This window comes from Enterobacter sp. BNK-8 (assembly GCF_048685095.1).
GTDB classification, from domain to species: domain Bacteria; phylum Pseudomonadota; class Gammaproteobacteria; order Enterobacterales; family Enterobacteriaceae; genus Enterobacter; species Enterobacter quasiroggenkampii.
Genome location: NZ_JBLQTN010000001.1, coordinates 3,560,010 through 3,577,784, shown reverse-complemented (window position 1 = coordinate 3,577,784; position 17,775 = coordinate 3,560,010). Strand labels below are relative to the sequence as shown.

The window sequence follows — 17,775 nt, the reverse complement described above, 5'->3', positions numbered from 1 at the left end:
CGTTAAAAAAAGGGTCTGACGAAAGTCAGACCCTTTTGTTTTAGCTGTACTGCTGGTCGGTGAAGGTGATGGTCACCGGGGCATAGATATTAATCGGTCGATCGATTTGCAACGCCTTCCACTGGGGACGCACGTTCATCGCACCTTTGCTCATGTCACCGTTCCACTGCTTGTGTTCCGGCGTTTTCGGCATATCCATCCCGGTTTGACCGGTGGACGATCCCGGAGAGAGCTTAACGTCATCGCCTTTGGTGTTGCTGGACGGCGCAACGCCATTGGTCATGTCGCCATTCCACTGCTTGTGCTCCGGCGTTTTCGGCATATCCATCCCGGTTTGACCGGTGGACGACCCCGGAGAGAGCTTGACGTCATCGCCTTTGGTGTTGCTGGACGGCGCAACGCCGTTGGTCATGTCGCCATTCCACTTCCTGTGGTCCGGTGTTTTCGGCATGTCTTTACCGGTTTTAGCCGTCGCGGAGCCCGGAGAAAGCACCGGATAGTGAGTTTCCGGTACGGCCCATTTCTTCACTGGCGTAACCGTTGCGGCCTCTGGTTTTGCTTTTGGCGTCAACGGCTGAGACGCTGACGGCACGACTTTCGGCACGGCTTCACTGTGTGCTGTTTCAGACGCGACGGCCTCTTTATGCACCACCGAAGAGGCGGACGTGGAGGTCGTTGACGCCGTCGTTTTCTCAACCGTCATGTGCTGAGAATCGGACGTGGTGCGCGTCGTCGTTGTCGTGGTCTGCTGCGCTGAGCCCGGCTTAGTCGGCGTACACTTGTGTGGACAACCGCCACCGCCCGTATGGCCGTCATCCGGCACCGCTGGCGTATCGCTGTCTGCGTCAGCGCCGTTTTTCTTCTTCTTGCGGATGCCCGGATCGGCGAGCGTGTAGGAGATGTTATTTCCTGCTTCTTTCTCATCACGCGTCACGGTCGACATTGCCTCTTTATCGGCGTTGAGCTCACCGTTTACCGCCGCGCTGGTCGTGTCACCCACTGCGATGGTGGATTTCTGCGTTTCGTTGTAGTGAATTTCATCCACGGTATCGACGTAGATGTTCGCAGACGGCACGACGGCCTTTTTGTCCTTCACGCTCAGGCCGATACCGCCGCCGCCGTACAAACCATCCTGCTCAACGTGGTCTTCCAGCGTTTTCGCATTGATATCGCCTGCAACGTTCACCGAGCCCGTACCGTCCTGAGACACCAGGTTGGCCCCGGTCATGTTCAGGTCGCCGCCGGTTTTGACATTCAGTTCGCCCGTGGTATTGATACCGGACTGCTTCGCTGTTTTAGCCGAATCGTAACTCTCGGAGCCTCCGCCCCCGTTTACGGATACGTTAGGGATAACGCCTGTCGACGTGCCCGATATGCCCACCGAGGCGCCCCAGTTACCGCGGCTGCTTTCGGTGTGCTCGGTATTCTGCACGGAGGTGACAGTCATGTCGCCCGCGACATTCACATCGGCCTTCGCAGCATCAATGTTAGCGCCCTTCATGTGCATATCACCGCCCGCGTTCACCGTCACATTTTCGCCGGTGAGGGTACTGTTCTGGTACGACGTCGAGCTGCCGGAACCGTGCTCCGTACTGCCGTTGTAATCGACCGAAACGCCGCCGCTTATGCCGGTAATATCCACGCCTACGCCTGCGGTAATACCGCCTTTGTGTTTGTCGGTTTCACTGGTGTAAGAGGTTGTTGATTTCGCCGCGTTGATGTCCACATCGCCACCCGCATTGATCTCCGTCTTCTGCGAGTTCACGTTCACGCCGTTGAGCGTGGTATCGTTAGTCGAATTAATGCTGACGTTTTTAGCATTGATATTGGTGATGTTCTCCGCCGTTGCGGTGCTCGTTTCTTTCGTTTTCGTCGTGTTACCGCCGAAAGTGACGGAGGCGCCAGCAAGATCGTTCAACAGGATGTTGGACACATCGCCCAGCACTTCCGCCGTCGTGGTTCCGCCGTTAATTGACTGACCTTTCTGCGATTTATCAATCAGATTACCGGTTTTGTCGATCGCGTCAGCTACGGCACTGTGGGCCTCACCTGAAATACCGACAAAGCGGTCTTTGTGGGTGGTGGCGGTTTTGGTTTCATCCTCGTATTTGGTGCTGGCGACATCCTGCGCGTTAATGCTGAGCTTATCGCCGGCTGAAAGGTCAGCGCCGCCAATATCCGCCGTTTTTCCTGCATTCACGGAACCGGAATCGGCAAAATTAATGGACGCATTGGTGTTCTGCTTGCTCTGGGTCGACACGGTATCGGTCGTGTCTTCCATACCCACCCTGAAACCTGCCGTATCGGTGATCGGCGCGCGGCCCGGTTTGTCGCCAACCGCGGAGGTTTCAGAGCTACCGCCCGCGCTGGAGTAGTCGCCAGAGGTGGTATTTTTTGTGGTGCCCTCGTTTTTGCCGTAGGACACTGAGGCGGATTTACCGCCGCCGCTGATTGAGGCATCAGCAATAAACTGACGAGACTGCGTGGTTTGTTCCTGAACGGACACGTTTTCAGAGGTTTTTATCTCAACGTTTTCTGCCGCATTGATGGCGCCGCCGTTGGCGTTAATGCTCCCGCCTTCCATGACCACATTCTTGCCGGCATCAATCTGAACGTTACCGCCAGCCTTAACGGTTGAGCCGATAGCTTCCCCGCTGACCGTTTTGGTGTCGGTGGTGGTATAGCTGGACAGACCGGTGATCTCGGTATCGATGGTACGGGTAGAATCAATCTGATGCAGGTCGTTGAAGGTGACGTCACCTTCGCTTGCCTTCATGGTCACGTCCTGACCTGCCGTAATATCCGCCGCGTTGGAGGTGATAGTTTTCGCCTGCATATTGATACTGCCGCCAGCGGTGACGCCGTCATCGTGCGCATGAATCATCTGCTTGCCGTCTTCGCCGTGGCCGACAGACGCGGTCAGCGTGATGTCGCCTTGTTCAGCCTTCATGTCAATGTCGCCACCGGCGTTCACTGCCGCACCGTTAGAGGCAATGCTGCCCTTTTCCGACGTCATTGAGACGTTATTACCCGCAGAGATGCCGGCATTCGTCGCGTTGCTGATATTTTTGATATCACCCTCGGCCACCAGCGTAACGTCACCCCGGGAGGAGAGGGTACCGTTCACGTTGTTGATGGCGGTGGCATCAACAGACAGGCTATTCCCGGCAGCGATGGACGCTGTGCCATTGCTGATATCACCGGAAGCCAGCTGGCGAAGGGTTTCAGGGCAAAGGTAGACTACCGGTACCAGCACTTCCGTCCCTTTGATGTTCTGACTCACGAACCAGACGATATCCTGGGTCAGCCCATTGCGCTGCTCTTCGCTCAGGGGTTGGCCCACCACCAGATTCAGATCGCTGTTTTTCGCCGCAATCCCGGCGTTATCCATCAGATTCTGCACCAGCGCATCGCCTTCGAGACCGTCTCGTATCGCAAACATGCTGCCCACGGAGCGGCTGATCTCTCGACGAATCAATTCGGAGATGAAGTAGTTATCCCCAATGACGTTAACGGTCTCGGTGGTGGTGTAATCCACCTTGTCGAAATAGTAGTCAGAGCCGCTGTACTTGCTCTGGTCGATCATTTCCGGGCGCGTTTCGAAAATTGGAATGATGTGGTTGGCCGGGCCGCTGTATTCGGTACCGTTTTTCGCCGCCGCGGAGGCTTTTTTGAATTCGTCTGTGACTTCAAACATCCCCGGCAGGGAGACCAAATCCTTTATGGTCGGCAGCGGGCTAATCCCCATGGCCAGCTCTTCCAGCGTTTTGGTATTGACGGCAACATCATAGCCCGCAATGACCGTATCTACGCTGTAGTCACCCACGTCGATATTCTGAACAGTGGCGTTCTCTCTGATCGTACCCGCGTTCGCCAGGCCGTTATCCAGGGTGCCGCCATTATGCGTGAAGTTACGACCCGCCGTGATTTCGCCTTTTTCAGACGGCACAAAGTAGATCATATTTTTCTTCAGTGAGTTAGTGCTGGCATCACCGTCGTTGAGACTGTGCCATGCTGCGCTCAGGGTACCGTACTCCTGCGCGTTCCACGTTTCGCCAAACACTTTGCTCATGACATAGCTGAGCTGGGTTGAGGTATTTGCGGCGTCGATCAGGGATTTATAGCTACGATCTCTGTTCGGATCCTCGCTGCCGCTTTTGGTCTCGGGCTCGCCGTCGCCAAAGACGAAATCGAGGTATTGATACAGCGAGCTGAAGGTCAGCGTCGTGTAGTGCTCCGATGCCACCTTCCAGAAGTCGGTCAGCACGATCGGTTCATTGAGCGTGAGGTGCAGATAATCATACATCGATTCCGACGTATATTTTGGCGAGTTCAGAAGATTACCGGTAATGGTGATATCACGTCCCGCCTGGATCAGGCCGCCGGTATTTTTGATCTCTTTGTCCGCGAAGATATCGCGCTGGTTGATATTGATATCTTTGCCCGCGCTGATTTCGCCAAGTTTGTCCATGGCGATATCGGAGCTCAATACCGGAATGTGCAGCACCGTGGTGATGCTGACCTGCGTCATCACGTTATCTACACCGGACCACTGGCCCACTGCGTCCTGCGTTTGGGTTTGCGAAATCGTGCCGCCCGTATAGGTGCTTTGGTTTTCCAGATAGGCTGCATCAATATTAATATTTTGCTCGGAACGAATGATCCCGGCGTAGTTAATCAGGCTTTTCGCGATGAGCGACATGTCGCCCATGCTCAGAATGTTGCCCGTAAAATCGTTAACAAAGGTGCCATTGCGGACATCGATATCCATCTGCCCCAGCGACCAAAGCAGGCTGTTACTGTTGTTCGTCATCCCACCGGCATGGATGTGCATATCCCCGCCCGTCACGACAGACTTGCTGTTGACAAATTTACCGTCTGCCTGCAGCGTCAGGTTGCCAATCACTTCCATCATGGTGTTATTGAACAGGGAGCCTTCGGTGCTCAGCGTCATATCATGACCCGCGCGGATATTACGGGTCATGTCATCCAGGGTGAGGGAATCTTTCACCCTGAGCATTAAATCATGACCCGCTTCGAGGATGCCGCTGGTGTTATTTAGCGTGTCAAGGTTGAGATTCATGTCGTTTCTGGCGACCGTTACGCCAGATTCATGATTATTCAGTTTCGACGCGTTGATCGTGACGTTATTACCGGCGATCAGACCATTTCTTTCGTTGGTGATCGTTCCTCCGGCCACATTAAGGGTGGTGTTATTTGCCCCAGAGATCACTGCCGCGTCAGAGTTGATCACATTGTGAGCGACGTTAAGAGACACGTCGCTTTGCGTCGACACAATCACCGCCTGTTCGGTGTTGGCCAGGTTTTGCGCGTTAATCGTGATGTCGCCGCCCGCCACGATAGTGGACACTGACTGCTGTCCATCATCAGCGGTGATGCTGCCGAGATTGCTCAGCGTGTCGGCAACAATCTCCAGCGGTCCATTAACGGCCTGGATGATGCCCGCCGTGCGGTTTGTCACAACGCCAATGGCGTTCAGGACCGTTTTCATATTGGCGGAGATCACCGCGCTGTCGCTGTTGACGAGGGACTCAACGTCTTCAATCGTCAGATTACGTAGCGCAACCAACACATGATCTTCGCCTTTGTTGGTCAGGTTTTTAACGTTGCGAATGATCAGATCCAGGCCCGCCTGAACCACACCTTCGTTATTCAGGTCGTCAACGTCGTCGATCGCAATGGTCCCGTTGCCGATCATCACGGCGCGGTTGTTCAACGTCTTCACGCCGCTGATATTCAGATCGCCAGCAGAGGCAATCACCGCATCGCTGCTGTTGTTAAGCGTGGTTGCTCCCGCGATGGAGAGAGCGGCATCCGATTTAATCATCGAGGCGCCGCTGTTATTCAGGGTACCTACGTTTCTCAGCGTGGTGTTTTCTGCGCCGAACAGGGTTGCACCTTCAGTGTTATTGAGGGTGTTCACATCGGACAATGACAGCGTGCCGTCAGAAATCACAAAGCTGCCGGTGTTATTGAGCGTGTTGAGATGGGTCAGTTGCAGCGTCTTGCTGGCATACAGCGTGGCGGCGTTCAGGTTATCGATGGCGCTAACGCGATCGAGCGTCAGGCTACCGGCCTGAATCGTTGAGGCGTCGTTAAGCAACGATGCTGCTGAAACGGAGAGGTTTTCTCTTGCCGCGATCAGTGCGTCATGCGTGTTTGCGAGGGTGGAAATTCCGCTGGCATGGACATTTTCGCCCTGGATCAGCCCATCGTTATTGTTTACAGCCAGTGCGCCGTCGCCATTTAGGGTCAGATTCTTTCCGGCAACAATGCTGCCTTTTTGACTATTCAGCAGCGCTTTTTTGACATCAAGCTGCATGTCTGTGCCCGCACTCAGCGTGCCGCCCTGGTTTTTCAGATTCTCGGTGGCGATGGTCAACTTCTCGCTCGCGCTGACGTTGCCGCGGTTACTGACGGTTGCACCGGCCTTACGGGTACTGGCGGAGACATTACGACCTGCAATACGTCCGGTATTGCTGAGGGTGTCACCGCCGGATGTCAGCGTCACATCATGCTTGTTGCTGGCAATGGTGCCGTCGTTGACGATATTACCGTCGGCATCAATAAAGATCAGCGCATCGTTACCGCTCAGGGTACCGCTGTTTGACACATCACCGTTGACGTTAATGCGCACCTCACCGCTATCCGCACCGATATGACCACTGTTGTTAAGGGCGCTGGCGGTCATGACCAGATTGTTATCCGCATAAAGGCGGCCTGCATTGTCAAGATGACCGACAGACAGCGTCTGGGCGTTGCTGGCATAGAGAATGCCATTGTTCTTCATCGAACCTGATGCAATCCGGATATCCCCTGTGGCGCTGACGGAACCCTTGTTTTCAAACGCGCCGGTGAGGTTGAACTGAAGCGTTCCTTTCTTCGCGAGAATAACGCCTTCATTGTTGGTCATGCTGCCCGCAGTGATGTTGATATCACCACTGTTGCTCACGACCTCCGCGTCGGAGACGAGAGTGCTGAATGGCACCTGCTGGCCATTCTGAATGACGACAAAATCGCCATTTTTTAACGTAACGACGCCACCGGAAATGACGGCTCCGTTAGCATCCAGCGCCTTGAGTTTGCCGGAAAGGGTGTACTGCCCGGCAACATTAATCTGAATCGCGGGAACCGCTGTCGTCGCATTGTTTTGCGCGAGGATCGCCGCCGTGTTTTGCAGCAGGGTAGACGCATCAATGCGGATGGTACCGGTACGGGAGATCAGGTCGTTATTCACCGTCAGGCCGGAGAGGGCATGCAGAATAATATTATTCTGCGCTTCGGTGCTCCCGGCGCCGCTGCTGTTTTTATTGAGGGCAATATTGTTGCCGCTGACGGTGACGTTTTTGTCGCTGCGTATGCCCGTCAGCGTCACGTCGCCGTTAGCGCTGATCTCAATATCATCCGTGGCTATGATACTGCCCTGGTGACGGACGCCCGCGCCGGACTCGGTACTGATAAGCTGAATTTTACCGCCGTACATCGACCCCATTGCCCGACCATCAATCGCGACATCCGGTGCGTGTCCGTCACCCGCATTGCGAACGCTATGCACGCGGCTGGAGAGGTCGTAATCGTTCTGGCCCGCAACAACCTTGATATCGGCCTGACCCGCAATTTCACCTTCCAGTTGAGCGCTGCGGCTAACGATGTCGAAGTAAGTCAGCCCTTCGGTAGAAATACCTTGTCCCGTGACAGAAACGTTACCTTTCTCAACCGCAAGTTTATAGTTGCCGTCCTCTTTCATCTGTACCTTACCGGTACTCAGCGTCAGGCTGTTGGCATTAATGGTGGTGGCGCCGTTAACGCTAATGCCGTTTTCGTTGGCAACGATCACGTCCGCTTTTCTGCCAAAGACTTCCATCGTTCCGTTAATATAGGAGGCCTGGGCACCCGTCACTTCACTGATAATGGCTTTTGCTTCATGCTCAAGCTGGGCGTTTTTAACCGTATAGCCCCCGATCTTAGACACGCCATCCTGCATGCTGTTGTTAAAGATCAGACCATTTTTATCAACGTTAAACTGGTCAAATTTATTCAGTGAAACACCTTTCGCATTCGGATCGGTGATATTCACGACTGGCGTGCCGTTAGCCGCCTGGCCCATGGTTGGCCCTTTGCTCTGGCTGGCATCCGGCACCGTCGCGGCTTCGGCATTAGCGGCGAGGATACCCGCTATCGAAATAAAAAGGGGACAAAGGTGTTTATGTAAATTCCCAGCGGTTAGCTTCGTTTTTGAAGTTTTATTATTGCTCATAAAAATTCCTTAAATTAGAAAGTTACTTCCATCTTGTAATAAACGACCGTGTTATCGACGGTATTCTCTTCCAGTGAATCTGGTTTTTTTATAGGCCAGCCCGCGAGGACATATGTTGAGAAATGGCTACCGGTAGCTTTAATTCCGACCGAGCCACCCATCATGAATTGGCTGTCACATACGTTGACACCTTTAGGGCAATTATCTTTGGCAAACCCCAGGTCATAACCTAAATAGGGAATAAGCTGATAAATACCGCCGATGCCAATATCAAAAGGAAACTGCAGCGTATTGGCGATCCAGCCGCCGCTATCAACCAGCAGGCTATCGTCCTTAAATCCGCGCACGGTGAATTCATCGCCCAGCGTTAATTTTGCATCGCTGACCAGGACGTGCGGGGTGTACTGGAACCCGGCGTTGAGTTCATAGACGCCACCCAGACGGCCAGCCTGAAAAAGCGGACGCGTCCAGCTGGCAATGCCGTTGTACTTGACGTAATCAAGGTCAAAACCTTTGAGATCGGCATCGTTTTTCCAGGCAGAACCGAACCAGGGAACCGCCGCCGTCACGCCCACATCGCCATAGAACCAGCCGTTCATCAGGGCACCGACCCACGTTGCGCCTGACGAAATCGCGGTATAGGTTTTAGAGCTGACGTCTATACGGTGGTTTTCAATGCTGTTGTCGCTGTTACGTCTTTCGACTTTTGCCCACCAGCTGGTTTTACCCGTGGCGTTACGGCCCAGCATGCGGCTGATACGCAGTGAAGCGCGGTCTGAATCTCCGTCAGACGCGTAACTGGCGTTATTGCCGGCAAGGGTTTTATCGTAGCTGGATTTGTAATAAAGCGCGTCGAATGACCAGTAACCCAGCGGGATGCTGTAACTCGTTGACCACGCATCCTGATTATCCTGGTTATTTTTCAGGTTATTCCATGAATAATATACGTTGAAAATATCATTGATACCGGCAATGTTTTTAGCGGTTACGCTGCCATAATACTGCTGCCAGCCGTCAGCCTTAATGCCAGAGTTGTTAAGGCCCGCGGCAACGGAAAGGGGGAACTCAGGCTTGTGCAGCAGATTAAGATCGGAATAGCTGTTTACAATCGACGGCTGAATATCAATATTGTCTTTGGGATAAACGCGCAGCAGGTTTTCGACCATCTGATCGATATCCTGCATGTTCAGAATCTTGTCTTTCGCAAAGGGGTAGGCAGTGAACAGGCGCGTGCGTTCACGGAGAGACGGTTCATGCCCGTTAACCTTAAGATTGTTTATTTTCCCCCACAGCACCCGTAGAGAGAGCGTACCCGTTTTGATATTCCCTGGCTCAATACCAATAAGCGTTGTGGCATAACCGCGGGAAATATAAAAATCGGTCAGCTCTTTAACCAGTTCAAATATTTCTGTTCTGCCGAGCATTTTGCCTTCATAGCGATCGATAATCGCCTGACGCAGTGGCGAACCGTCAAACAGGACATCATCAAGAATAACGATATGATTGATCTGAAAGCGCCAGCTCGAGTCGCTGCTGGTCAGGGTTTCTTCTCCGGCTTCACGCAATTTTTTTTGTTGCTGGATTAACCGTTCGTTCCGCTTGGCTTCTTCTATTAATGCCTGGCTGGTTTGTCTTTCGAGACGATCCAGTTCCTGTTTATTTTGCTGGCCGGGAAGTGCCGCCGTAGCGTGAGCCGCAGGAATGAGCGGCACTAATAAAAGCGCATATTTTGAAAAACGCTGAAGCACGAATCTCTCCTTGAAAATTATTGTATAGCCATGGTGTATTGAATTGCGCCGACCACCCTGCCAGCACTTAATGAATTTGCGCGATTAACTTCTGTAGGAACGTAAATCTGAGCCTGATAGTTTTTCGTTACTCGGGATGAAACCGGGAAAACAATGAGTTTCTCAAGAATAAGGGGCGTTGAAACATACGTGCTCGATTTTTCGTAAACCATAATCGCGAAGTTTTGGGCGTAGCCTTCGCCGGTCTCCACCCCCAGAATACCGCTCGATTCTGCGAATTTTGTCCTGAGCATAGAAGAGATAGTTAAGCCAACTTGTTCCGCTTCCGGGCACGTGATGGTAATAGAAAAGTCTTTTTTATCGCCCTGGTAATTTGGTGTGTTCTGGAATGAGGCAATACTGTAGGTCCCTAAATTGACGTTTGTCGACGAGGGATAAATGGAGCATGAACGCGTATTCACTTTAATCGGTACTGATAAATTGATAGTAAGAATACGAAGCTCATCCTCTGGCGTGAGCAAAGGTTTGACTTTTACGTTAACCATTTCACCGGCAGGGATCTCGGTTTCACCCTGATTAATGGTGCCGGTCTGAACAAACTCCAGTAGCACCGTGCTGTTATCGATTGAACAGCTCGGACTACAGGTCACAGGAGAGCCGGAGTTACCCGGCACCCAGGCGTTTCCGGTATTGGCTGGCCATTTCATCCGAATACCAATGCCCGGAATTTCGGTTGCATAGACTTTATCTATCGATGAAGAGAGATAATTTCGGCTGTATGCAGTGTGCCACTGCGTTTGCGTTGATTCATCACAGCTATATTTGATGTTAGGTGCGGTATAGGTTTTAGACCATAATACCGTTCCTGCGGAGCCTTTATCCGCAGGGTTCAGCGTAATGTTGTCTGTGATATTTAACACCTTTTCCACACCGTCGATTCTGCACGCTGAGGCTTTTACTTCAAGGCTAAATATCCATAACAGTGATAATATAAGGAGATAAAGCAGAGTCGTAATGTATTTATTCATTTTCTCTTAAAGGCCTTTGCAGATAATATCTATTGCATCAAAGGAGGTGGCTTTACTCATATTGCGGTTTTTTCTGTTATCAGAAAGGTGATTGACCTCTGCTGAGCACGTATTCATCACCTTATTGCTATTCCATTTAATAACGATCGGCTTGCCAGATTCAGGCAAGGTCAACATTGCCAGGCCACCCTGGCCGACCATACCGAGCGTGGCGTCGCTACCGTCGGTAATGGATGCACCGAAGGGGATCTTCTGCCCGGAGGCATGTGTGAAGCGCACAAAGGTCTGTTGCTTCTGCTGCGTTTCCATTTTGATATGCACGGCGGCACCCGCGGTGGGCACAATGCTCTTACGCGTATCCTCGACGTCGACGCTCATTGATGTACCTTTTGGATCAATGAAGACATCGTTGTATCGGTAAGGCGTCAGATAGCCGACAATGCCATAGCCGTTATCTTTAATGACCGCATTTGAATCAGGGTAAACTCTTGCCCCTTCAGCGCCTTTGGCCTCGATTACGCCAATGGTGTCGCCTAACGTTGGGGTCAAATTGATGCCGCCACGGTGCACAACCACGCCACCGTTCATATTCAGACCGCCCATGAAGCTGTGGAGGGACTGGCTGAACGCGACGCCGCCGGAAGCGCTATCGCCCACGTAAGAAAGGTTGGTACCGAAGTTGGTTTCCGGCCTGCTGGACTCGCTGAAGTAGCCGCTGAAGCCATACTGTGAGCGCTCGCCAGCCGAGCCGCTGAGCGAGGTGCGGATGGTGGCCTCATCGCTGTTGTAGCTAAAGTTCGCCCCCAGGCGGGCTTGTTTTTCATAACGATGGCCAAGCGGCATGGATACGCTCAGGTAGATCGTATCGTCATGACCACCGTCTTCATTATTGGTTCGGCCAAGTGAAATACCCCAGGTCGACGTGCCAAACCGGTTGTTGTATCCCAGCGCGTAGTTGGATTTTTCCGTGCGGCCCAGTTCATCGTTCCAGACGTTGCCGATGAAACCACTGACGTAAAAACTTCCCCAGCCCGCAGGCAGCATCTGGTTGATGTTTGCTTCCAGGCGTTCACGGTAGCGCTCGGGTAAATATCGGTCGTTACCGTGCTCCAGCGCCTGCTTCACGCTGACGGCATCCGCCAGCGAGTAGTAATCTTTACTGGAGTAGCGGTAACCTACCAGGCTGAAGTTTGTACCGGTTTCTGAAAGGTTTTTAGCAAGACTGATTCGCAGGGACATGTCACACAGTGAACCGCAGTCATCGCTCCCCATACCTGTGTTAAAGTTCGTATAAGAGCGGGTAACGTCCAGACCTAATGCCCCGAGCGGGGTATTGATGGCCACACCACCCAGCAGGGCGTTGTAATCGCCATCAAACGCGGTTTGCGCACCTACGTACCCCGTCAGATTATTCAGCAGACCGTACTGAAGCGTGCCCTCGGTCATCCATGGCGCATCGGCAAGATACGTATTACGCATTTCCCCCGACGAGAGCGAATAGCGGAAGTAACCTTCGCGCAGCAGCTGCGGAACGCTGGAGTAGGGGACCGTAAAGGTGTTGATGGTGCCATCCGTCTCTTTGACGGTGACCTCCAGATCGCCGTTGTAGCCTGTTGCATAGAGATCGCTGATGGCAAACTCACCCGGCGGCACCACTTTTTCGTAGAGGGTGCTGCCGGACTGCTTGATGGTGACTGTGGCGTTGCTGTTGGCAAAACCCCGTACAACAGGCGCGTAGTAGCGCACGGAGTCCGGCAGCATGCGATCGTCGGTGGCAAGCCTTGCGCCGCGAATGGCCGTTGTATCAAACATCTCCCCGCTGGTGTTGAGATCGCCCAGCACCACTTCAGACTGCAATGCTGCAATCCCCCGGCTGGCAAATGCCTGCAGATGATCGACCCCCTCATCGTCAATATCATTGCCGAGGTTCAGAGTGTCATAGGTCACAAAACGCCACGCCCCGAGGGTCATCGCCGTTTGCAGGTTACCAAAGAGATAGTTGCTGGTTTCGCCCAACTCACGGTTGCGCGTGCTTGAACCACTCAGCGCATAGGAGGCCATGAGGGTAGGTTCACCGTCGTCCCATAGCTCAGGGCTGATGTATCCCTCCGGCGTATTAAGCAGCATCGCCTGCGGGACGGTGACGTCCAGACGCTCATCATCCTGGTTGTAGGTCACGGTTGCGCCGGGCACAAGCGTTTCAAGGATCAGGCAGCCGCCCGTCTTCCAGTTTTCCGGCAGTTTGCGGGTGTCGACGTCAAAGCGGATAATCATTTCCGGCGTCATGCAGGCATTTACGCCCTGCTTATTTTTTGCCGGAATAAATGAAATGGGCCAGGTGCCTAATTTCCGCAGGTTACTAAATACTTCCAGTTTGTAATCTCTGGGCTGGATTTTATCTACCCCGTCGAACTGGCTAAGGTCTAACCCACTGTTATAGAAATTCATAAAGCCGCGAGAAAAGTTTACCGCTTTTTTCTCTGCTTCGGCGTTAGCCTGGCCTGAAACGCACAATGCCAGAATAATGATCTGGCCAAGGGTACTTTTCGCTTTTTTGAGAAGCCTGTATTTATTATGGCGTGCTGACATTTAACCTTCCCAAAGGTAGAACGTATAAAATATTAAAAGTTATAAGTGCGCTTAATATATGCGCCTAAATCAGTGATATAGTTGTATTTAAATATGCCGCGTCCGCTCACTGCGCTGACCTGCGGAAAGTGATAAACCAGCGTTCCATAAGGGACAATCATGTCACCCGGGATCTCGATGTCTTTATTGTCGGCATTCGTCAGCCAGACGCTGGTCATGCTCACGTGGAAAGGTGAGTTATTGGTTCCCACCACGTCGTAGCCTTTTGCCGCTTTACGCAATTCCCACTTCAGATCGTCGCCCGCCTGCATGGGATTGCCCTTCAGGCCCGCTGGGCGATAGAAAAATTTGATCATTGTGCGGAACGCCATTTTTATCTGGTTCTGATCCGCCTCTTCAGGCAGTTCTGGTGGAATATCCAGCACGTTTAGCCAGAGCAGCGTTTCGCGATCTTTCGGGTATTTTCCTGCGGCTTCCGCTGTCTGGAAGATACGGAAAACTTTCCCTTTTTGACCGTTAACGCGCGCAGCGGGAGGGTTGATAAAGAACGGAAGGTTTTCCTTCTCTGTTCCATCGGTTTTATCGGTGCTGGAAAGCCATACCTGCACCAGCTCCGGGTTTTTGCTGAGGTTATTCACGCGAACGGTTTGTTCACTCTCGTTTGCATTGAATGCCACGCGAGTCGTTAAAATTTGTATAGTGGCGTTGGCGCAGGGGAACCACGTCAATGTCACCATTAACATCACTTTGAAAATATTACTGACCATCAGGCTCAACGTTCCTAAATGTGGCAGGGAAAGCAGTGGGATAAATCCCACTGCTTAGAGGTATTACTGGTACTTAATGGAATAAACGACGTCAGTAGTGACTTTACCGGCCGTCGCCGCACCGCCGGTGGCAACGTATTGCGCCCAGTAGTCGAAGCGAGCGGTATTACCTGTAATGGTCGCTGTTTTCGGGCTGTTGTTTGCGGTGTTCAGGTTCATAACCGCTTTGCTGGAATCTAACAGACCGATTTCAACTTTATCGGCACCGCCCGTCGTGACGGTGTTTCTCAGGTTACCGGTGGTGGCGTTGATATTGGTGCTCTGTGCCAGTTCGAAGAAGACGCTGGCGACTTTGTTGTTGGTGCAATTTGCACCGCTCAGTTTAATGAAGAATGGCGTGTCACCCGCGCGTTGACCAGCTGTTGCCAGCGCGGTGGTGCTGACGCTTGGCAGATGCACGGTGAAATCAGGAGAGGTAGATTCACCCTGTGCATCACCGCCTGTAATAGCACAGGTTGCGTCACTGATAGTACCGTCAAAGGTAATCGTGCCATCTTCTGCCGCTGCTGCAGAACCCGCTCCCGCCAGAATGGTAAAAAGACCAATTTTTAAATATTTGTTCATAAGTAATTACATTTAGAAATAAATTTTAATAAAGCGGCGGGATTGTAGGGAGTAAAAAAAGAGAAAACTACACGCTATAACTAAATAAAATCCGAATTCGGACTATCTCATGCTGTTTATGTATGTATGAATGTGTTATGGAAAGGCTTTACTCTTGAATTATAAAGGGTGAGCCCGTAATGGGAGCATTTAAATATTCATTGGGGAAATATTAAGAATGTAAAGATTATAATATTTTTATGGCTATTGTTTTATTCGATGAATGGTAAGGGTTGGCTATATAATTTGTATTTATGAGTCGCTTGAATTTAATGGAGTCAGGCGCTATTCTTAGCGCCATACAGCATTACGATATGAAAAGATCCCTTCCTCGTCGGGCTTAACGACGCGGAAGGGATTTTTTTTCACCTTTAGCAACGATCGTCTATCTATGATACGAGGACAGGACATGAGCACTTTAGGTCATCAGTACGATAACTCTCTGGTATCTAACGCGTTTGGTTTTTTACGCCTTCCGATGAACTTCCAGCCGTACGACAGTGACGCGGACTGGGTGATCACTGGCGTGCCGTTCGACATGGCAACGTCAGGCCGTGCGGGTGGGCGTCATGGCCCGGCAGCGATCCGTCAGGTTTCCACTAACCTGGCCTGGGAGCACAACCGTTTCCCGTGGAACTTCGACATGCGCGAGCGCCTGAACGTGGTGGACTGCGGTGACCTGGTGTATGCCTTTGGTGATGCGCGTGAGATGAGCGAAAAGCTGCAGGCCCACGCCGAGAAGTTGCTGGCTGCCGGTAAGCGCATGCTCTCCTTCGGCGGCGACCACTTCGTGACCCTGCCGCTGCTGCGCGCCCACGCGAAGCACTTCGGTAAAATGGCGCTGGTACACTTTGATGCGCATACCGACACCTACGCCAACGGCTGTGAGTTTGACCACGGCACCATGTTCTTTACCGCGCCGAACGAAGGTCTGATCGACCCGAACCACTCCGTGCAGATCGGTATTCGCACTGAGTTCGACAAAGATAACGGCTTCACCGTGCTGGATGCGGGTCAGGTTAACGACCGCGGCGTGGATGACATCCTCGCGCAGGTGAAGCAGATCGTGGGTGATATGCCCGTGTATCTGACCTTCGACATCGACTGCCTCGATCCGGCATTTGCACCGGGTACCGGTACCCCGGTAATCGGCGGCCTGACCTCAGACCGCGCCATCAAGCTGGTGCGCGGCCTGAAGGATCTCAACATTGTCGGGATGGACGTGGTGGAAGTGGCGCCTGCGTATGACCAGTCCGAGATCACTGCGCTGGCCGCAGCGACCCTGGCACTGGAAATGCTCTACATCCAGGCAGCCAAAAAAGGCGAATAAGCCTCTTCTGGCGTAAAAAACCTCTCCCTGGAGAGGTTTTTTATTGCCTTTAGAACACGTTAAACGGGTATTCCACGTAAGCGCGGATCTCGTCCCCGCCCACGTTATAGTCGCTGGCGTTGCTGGAGACGCGCAGCACGGAATAGCGCAGTTTCAGTTTCAGATCCTTCGCCGGGCCATCCTGCACCTGGTACTGGATCTGGTTAAACCACTCGTGCTCTTTGCCGTTGCTGGTTTCCGCGGTTTTGATGTTGTCCCCGCGCACGTAGGCGGTGGTCCAGCTCAGACCCGGCAGGCCAAGGCCGCCAAAGTCCAGACCGTAGGATGCCTGCCAGGAACGTTCATCTTCGCCGTTAAAATCAGACCAGTAGGAGTTTGCCAGCCAGATGGTGTTACCGCCATCACCTACGCCGCCCTGGTCGCGGTAGCCGCCGTAGTTGTAGCCGGTGCTGCCGCTGCTCTGCTGGTACGCCACTTTGAACGTGTGAATATCCCAGATGTAGCTCGCCGCCAGGCTCCAGATAGCGTTGCTGCGGCCCGTATCGAGGCTGTCCGCGTAACTCTGATCGAGACGGGAGTTATAGCCGTTGAAGTCGAGCACCAGCTGCTGCCCGGTGCTGAACGGCTGTTTGAAGTTCAGGCCCAGATACTGCTTGTTCATCACCTCTTCATTGTGAGAGGCGTAAAACGCGCCGCTGAACTGATCGTTGAACTGGTAGCTCGCGCCGCCGAAGGAGAGGCTCTTCAGCCCGCTGTCGTGGCGGTCGTCACTTTTACGCTGCTCGTCGGTGAAATAACCGGCGTTGATTTCCAGACCGTCGATCTCTTTTGAGGTCAGCATGGTGCCGGTGTAGCTTTCAAAGAGCAGGCGAGAGCTGTCGGCATTGACGATGGGCAGCTCAGGACGCTGATTCCCGTAGCTCAGTACGGTATTCGAGATGCGCATTTTGGCGGTTGCGCCAAACTTTGCCAGATCGGATTTTGCCCGGCCGTCGTCTTCCTGCTTAAAGAAGTCGATGCCGCCTGCGCCGCTCTTGCCGCGACCGCCGTCCAGGCGCACGCCGTATTGAGCAATACCGTCCACACCAAAGCCCACCAGCCCTTCGGTATAGCCGGATGCAAACGTGGCGATGATCCCCTGACCCCATTCGGCTTTATCCTGCTGGCCCTGATGATAATCACGGCTGATATACGCATTGCGTAAAAACAGGTCCAGATGGCTGTCGTCAATAAAACCCTGGCTGTCGGATTGCTGGCTTGCAGCGGCAGGTAATGCGGAAAATAAACTTAAAGCAATTAATGATAATTCTTTTTTCACGGAGGGAACGTCTCTGTCTGGATATATTAATTGAATAACTGCAGGGGGGATAAT

8 protein-coding genes are annotated in these 17,775 nt (G+C 52.7%); 1 reads left to right on the top strand and 7 read right to left on the bottom strand.

Features of this window, described 5'->3' with window-relative positions; genetic code table 11:
• Positions 1 to 40 precede the first annotated feature (40 nt).
• The 6 genes from ACMGGU_RS17170 to ACMGGU_RS17145 form a co-directional block, all read right to left on the bottom strand.
• The gene (locus tag ACMGGU_RS17170) at positions 41 to 8,278 is read right to left on the bottom strand and encodes a hemagglutinin repeat-containing protein (protein ID WP_420300763.1); all 8,238 of its coding nucleotides are present in this window, start codon (positions 8,276 to 8,278) and stop codon (positions 41 to 43) included.
• A 14-nt stretch (positions 8,279 to 8,292) separates the two neighbouring features.
• Entirely contained in the window at positions 8,293 to 10,026 is a 1,734-nt protein-coding gene (locus tag ACMGGU_RS17165; protein ID WP_395299564.1) for a ShlB/FhaC/HecB family hemolysin secretion/activation protein, read from the bottom strand.
• A 17-nt stretch (positions 10,027 to 10,043) separates the two neighbouring features.
• Positions 10,044 to 10,955: a fimbrial protein gene (locus ACMGGU_RS17160; RefSeq protein ID WP_231597130.1), complete on the bottom strand. Its 912-nt coding sequence runs from the start codon at positions 10,953 to 10,955 to the stop codon at positions 10,044 to 10,046.
• A 105-nt stretch (positions 10,956 to 11,060) separates the two neighbouring features.
• Entirely contained in the window at positions 11,061 to 13,643 is a 2,583-nt protein-coding gene (locus ACMGGU_RS17155; RefSeq protein WP_420300762.1) for a fimbria/pilus outer membrane usher protein, read from the bottom strand.
• Positions 13,644 to 13,675: 32 nt separating this feature from the next.
• The gene (locus tag ACMGGU_RS17150) at positions 13,676 to 14,410 is read right to left on the bottom strand and encodes a molecular chaperone (protein ID WP_196365315.1); all 735 of its coding nucleotides are present in this window, start codon (positions 14,408 to 14,410) and stop codon (positions 13,676 to 13,678) included.
• A gap of 63 nt (positions 14,411 to 14,473) precedes the next feature.
• On the bottom strand, positions 14,474 to 15,034 hold the full coding sequence (locus ACMGGU_RS17145) for a fimbrial protein (RefSeq protein ID WP_045909925.1): 561 nt from the start codon (positions 15,032 to 15,034) through the stop codon (positions 14,474 to 14,476).
• Between the two features lie 448 nt (positions 15,035 to 15,482).
• Here ACMGGU_RS17145 and speB point away from each other — a divergent pair, with 448 nt between their 5' ends.
• Positions 15,483 to 16,403 carry an agmatinase gene (gene speB / locus ACMGGU_RS17140; RefSeq protein WP_008499737.1) on the top strand — a complete coding sequence of 307 codons (921 nt, stop codon included), beginning with the start codon at positions 15,483 to 15,485 and terminating at the stop codon, positions 16,401 to 16,403.
• 49 nt (positions 16,404 to 16,452) lie between these two features.
• Here speB and ACMGGU_RS17135 read toward each other — a convergent pair whose 3' ends face one another.
• Positions 16,453 to 17,721, bottom strand: a complete 1,269-nt coding sequence (locus ACMGGU_RS17135; RefSeq protein WP_032653315.1) for an OprD family outer membrane porin — start codon at positions 17,719 to 17,721, stop codon at positions 16,453 to 16,455.
• Positions 17,722 to 17,775 lie beyond the last annotated feature (54 nt).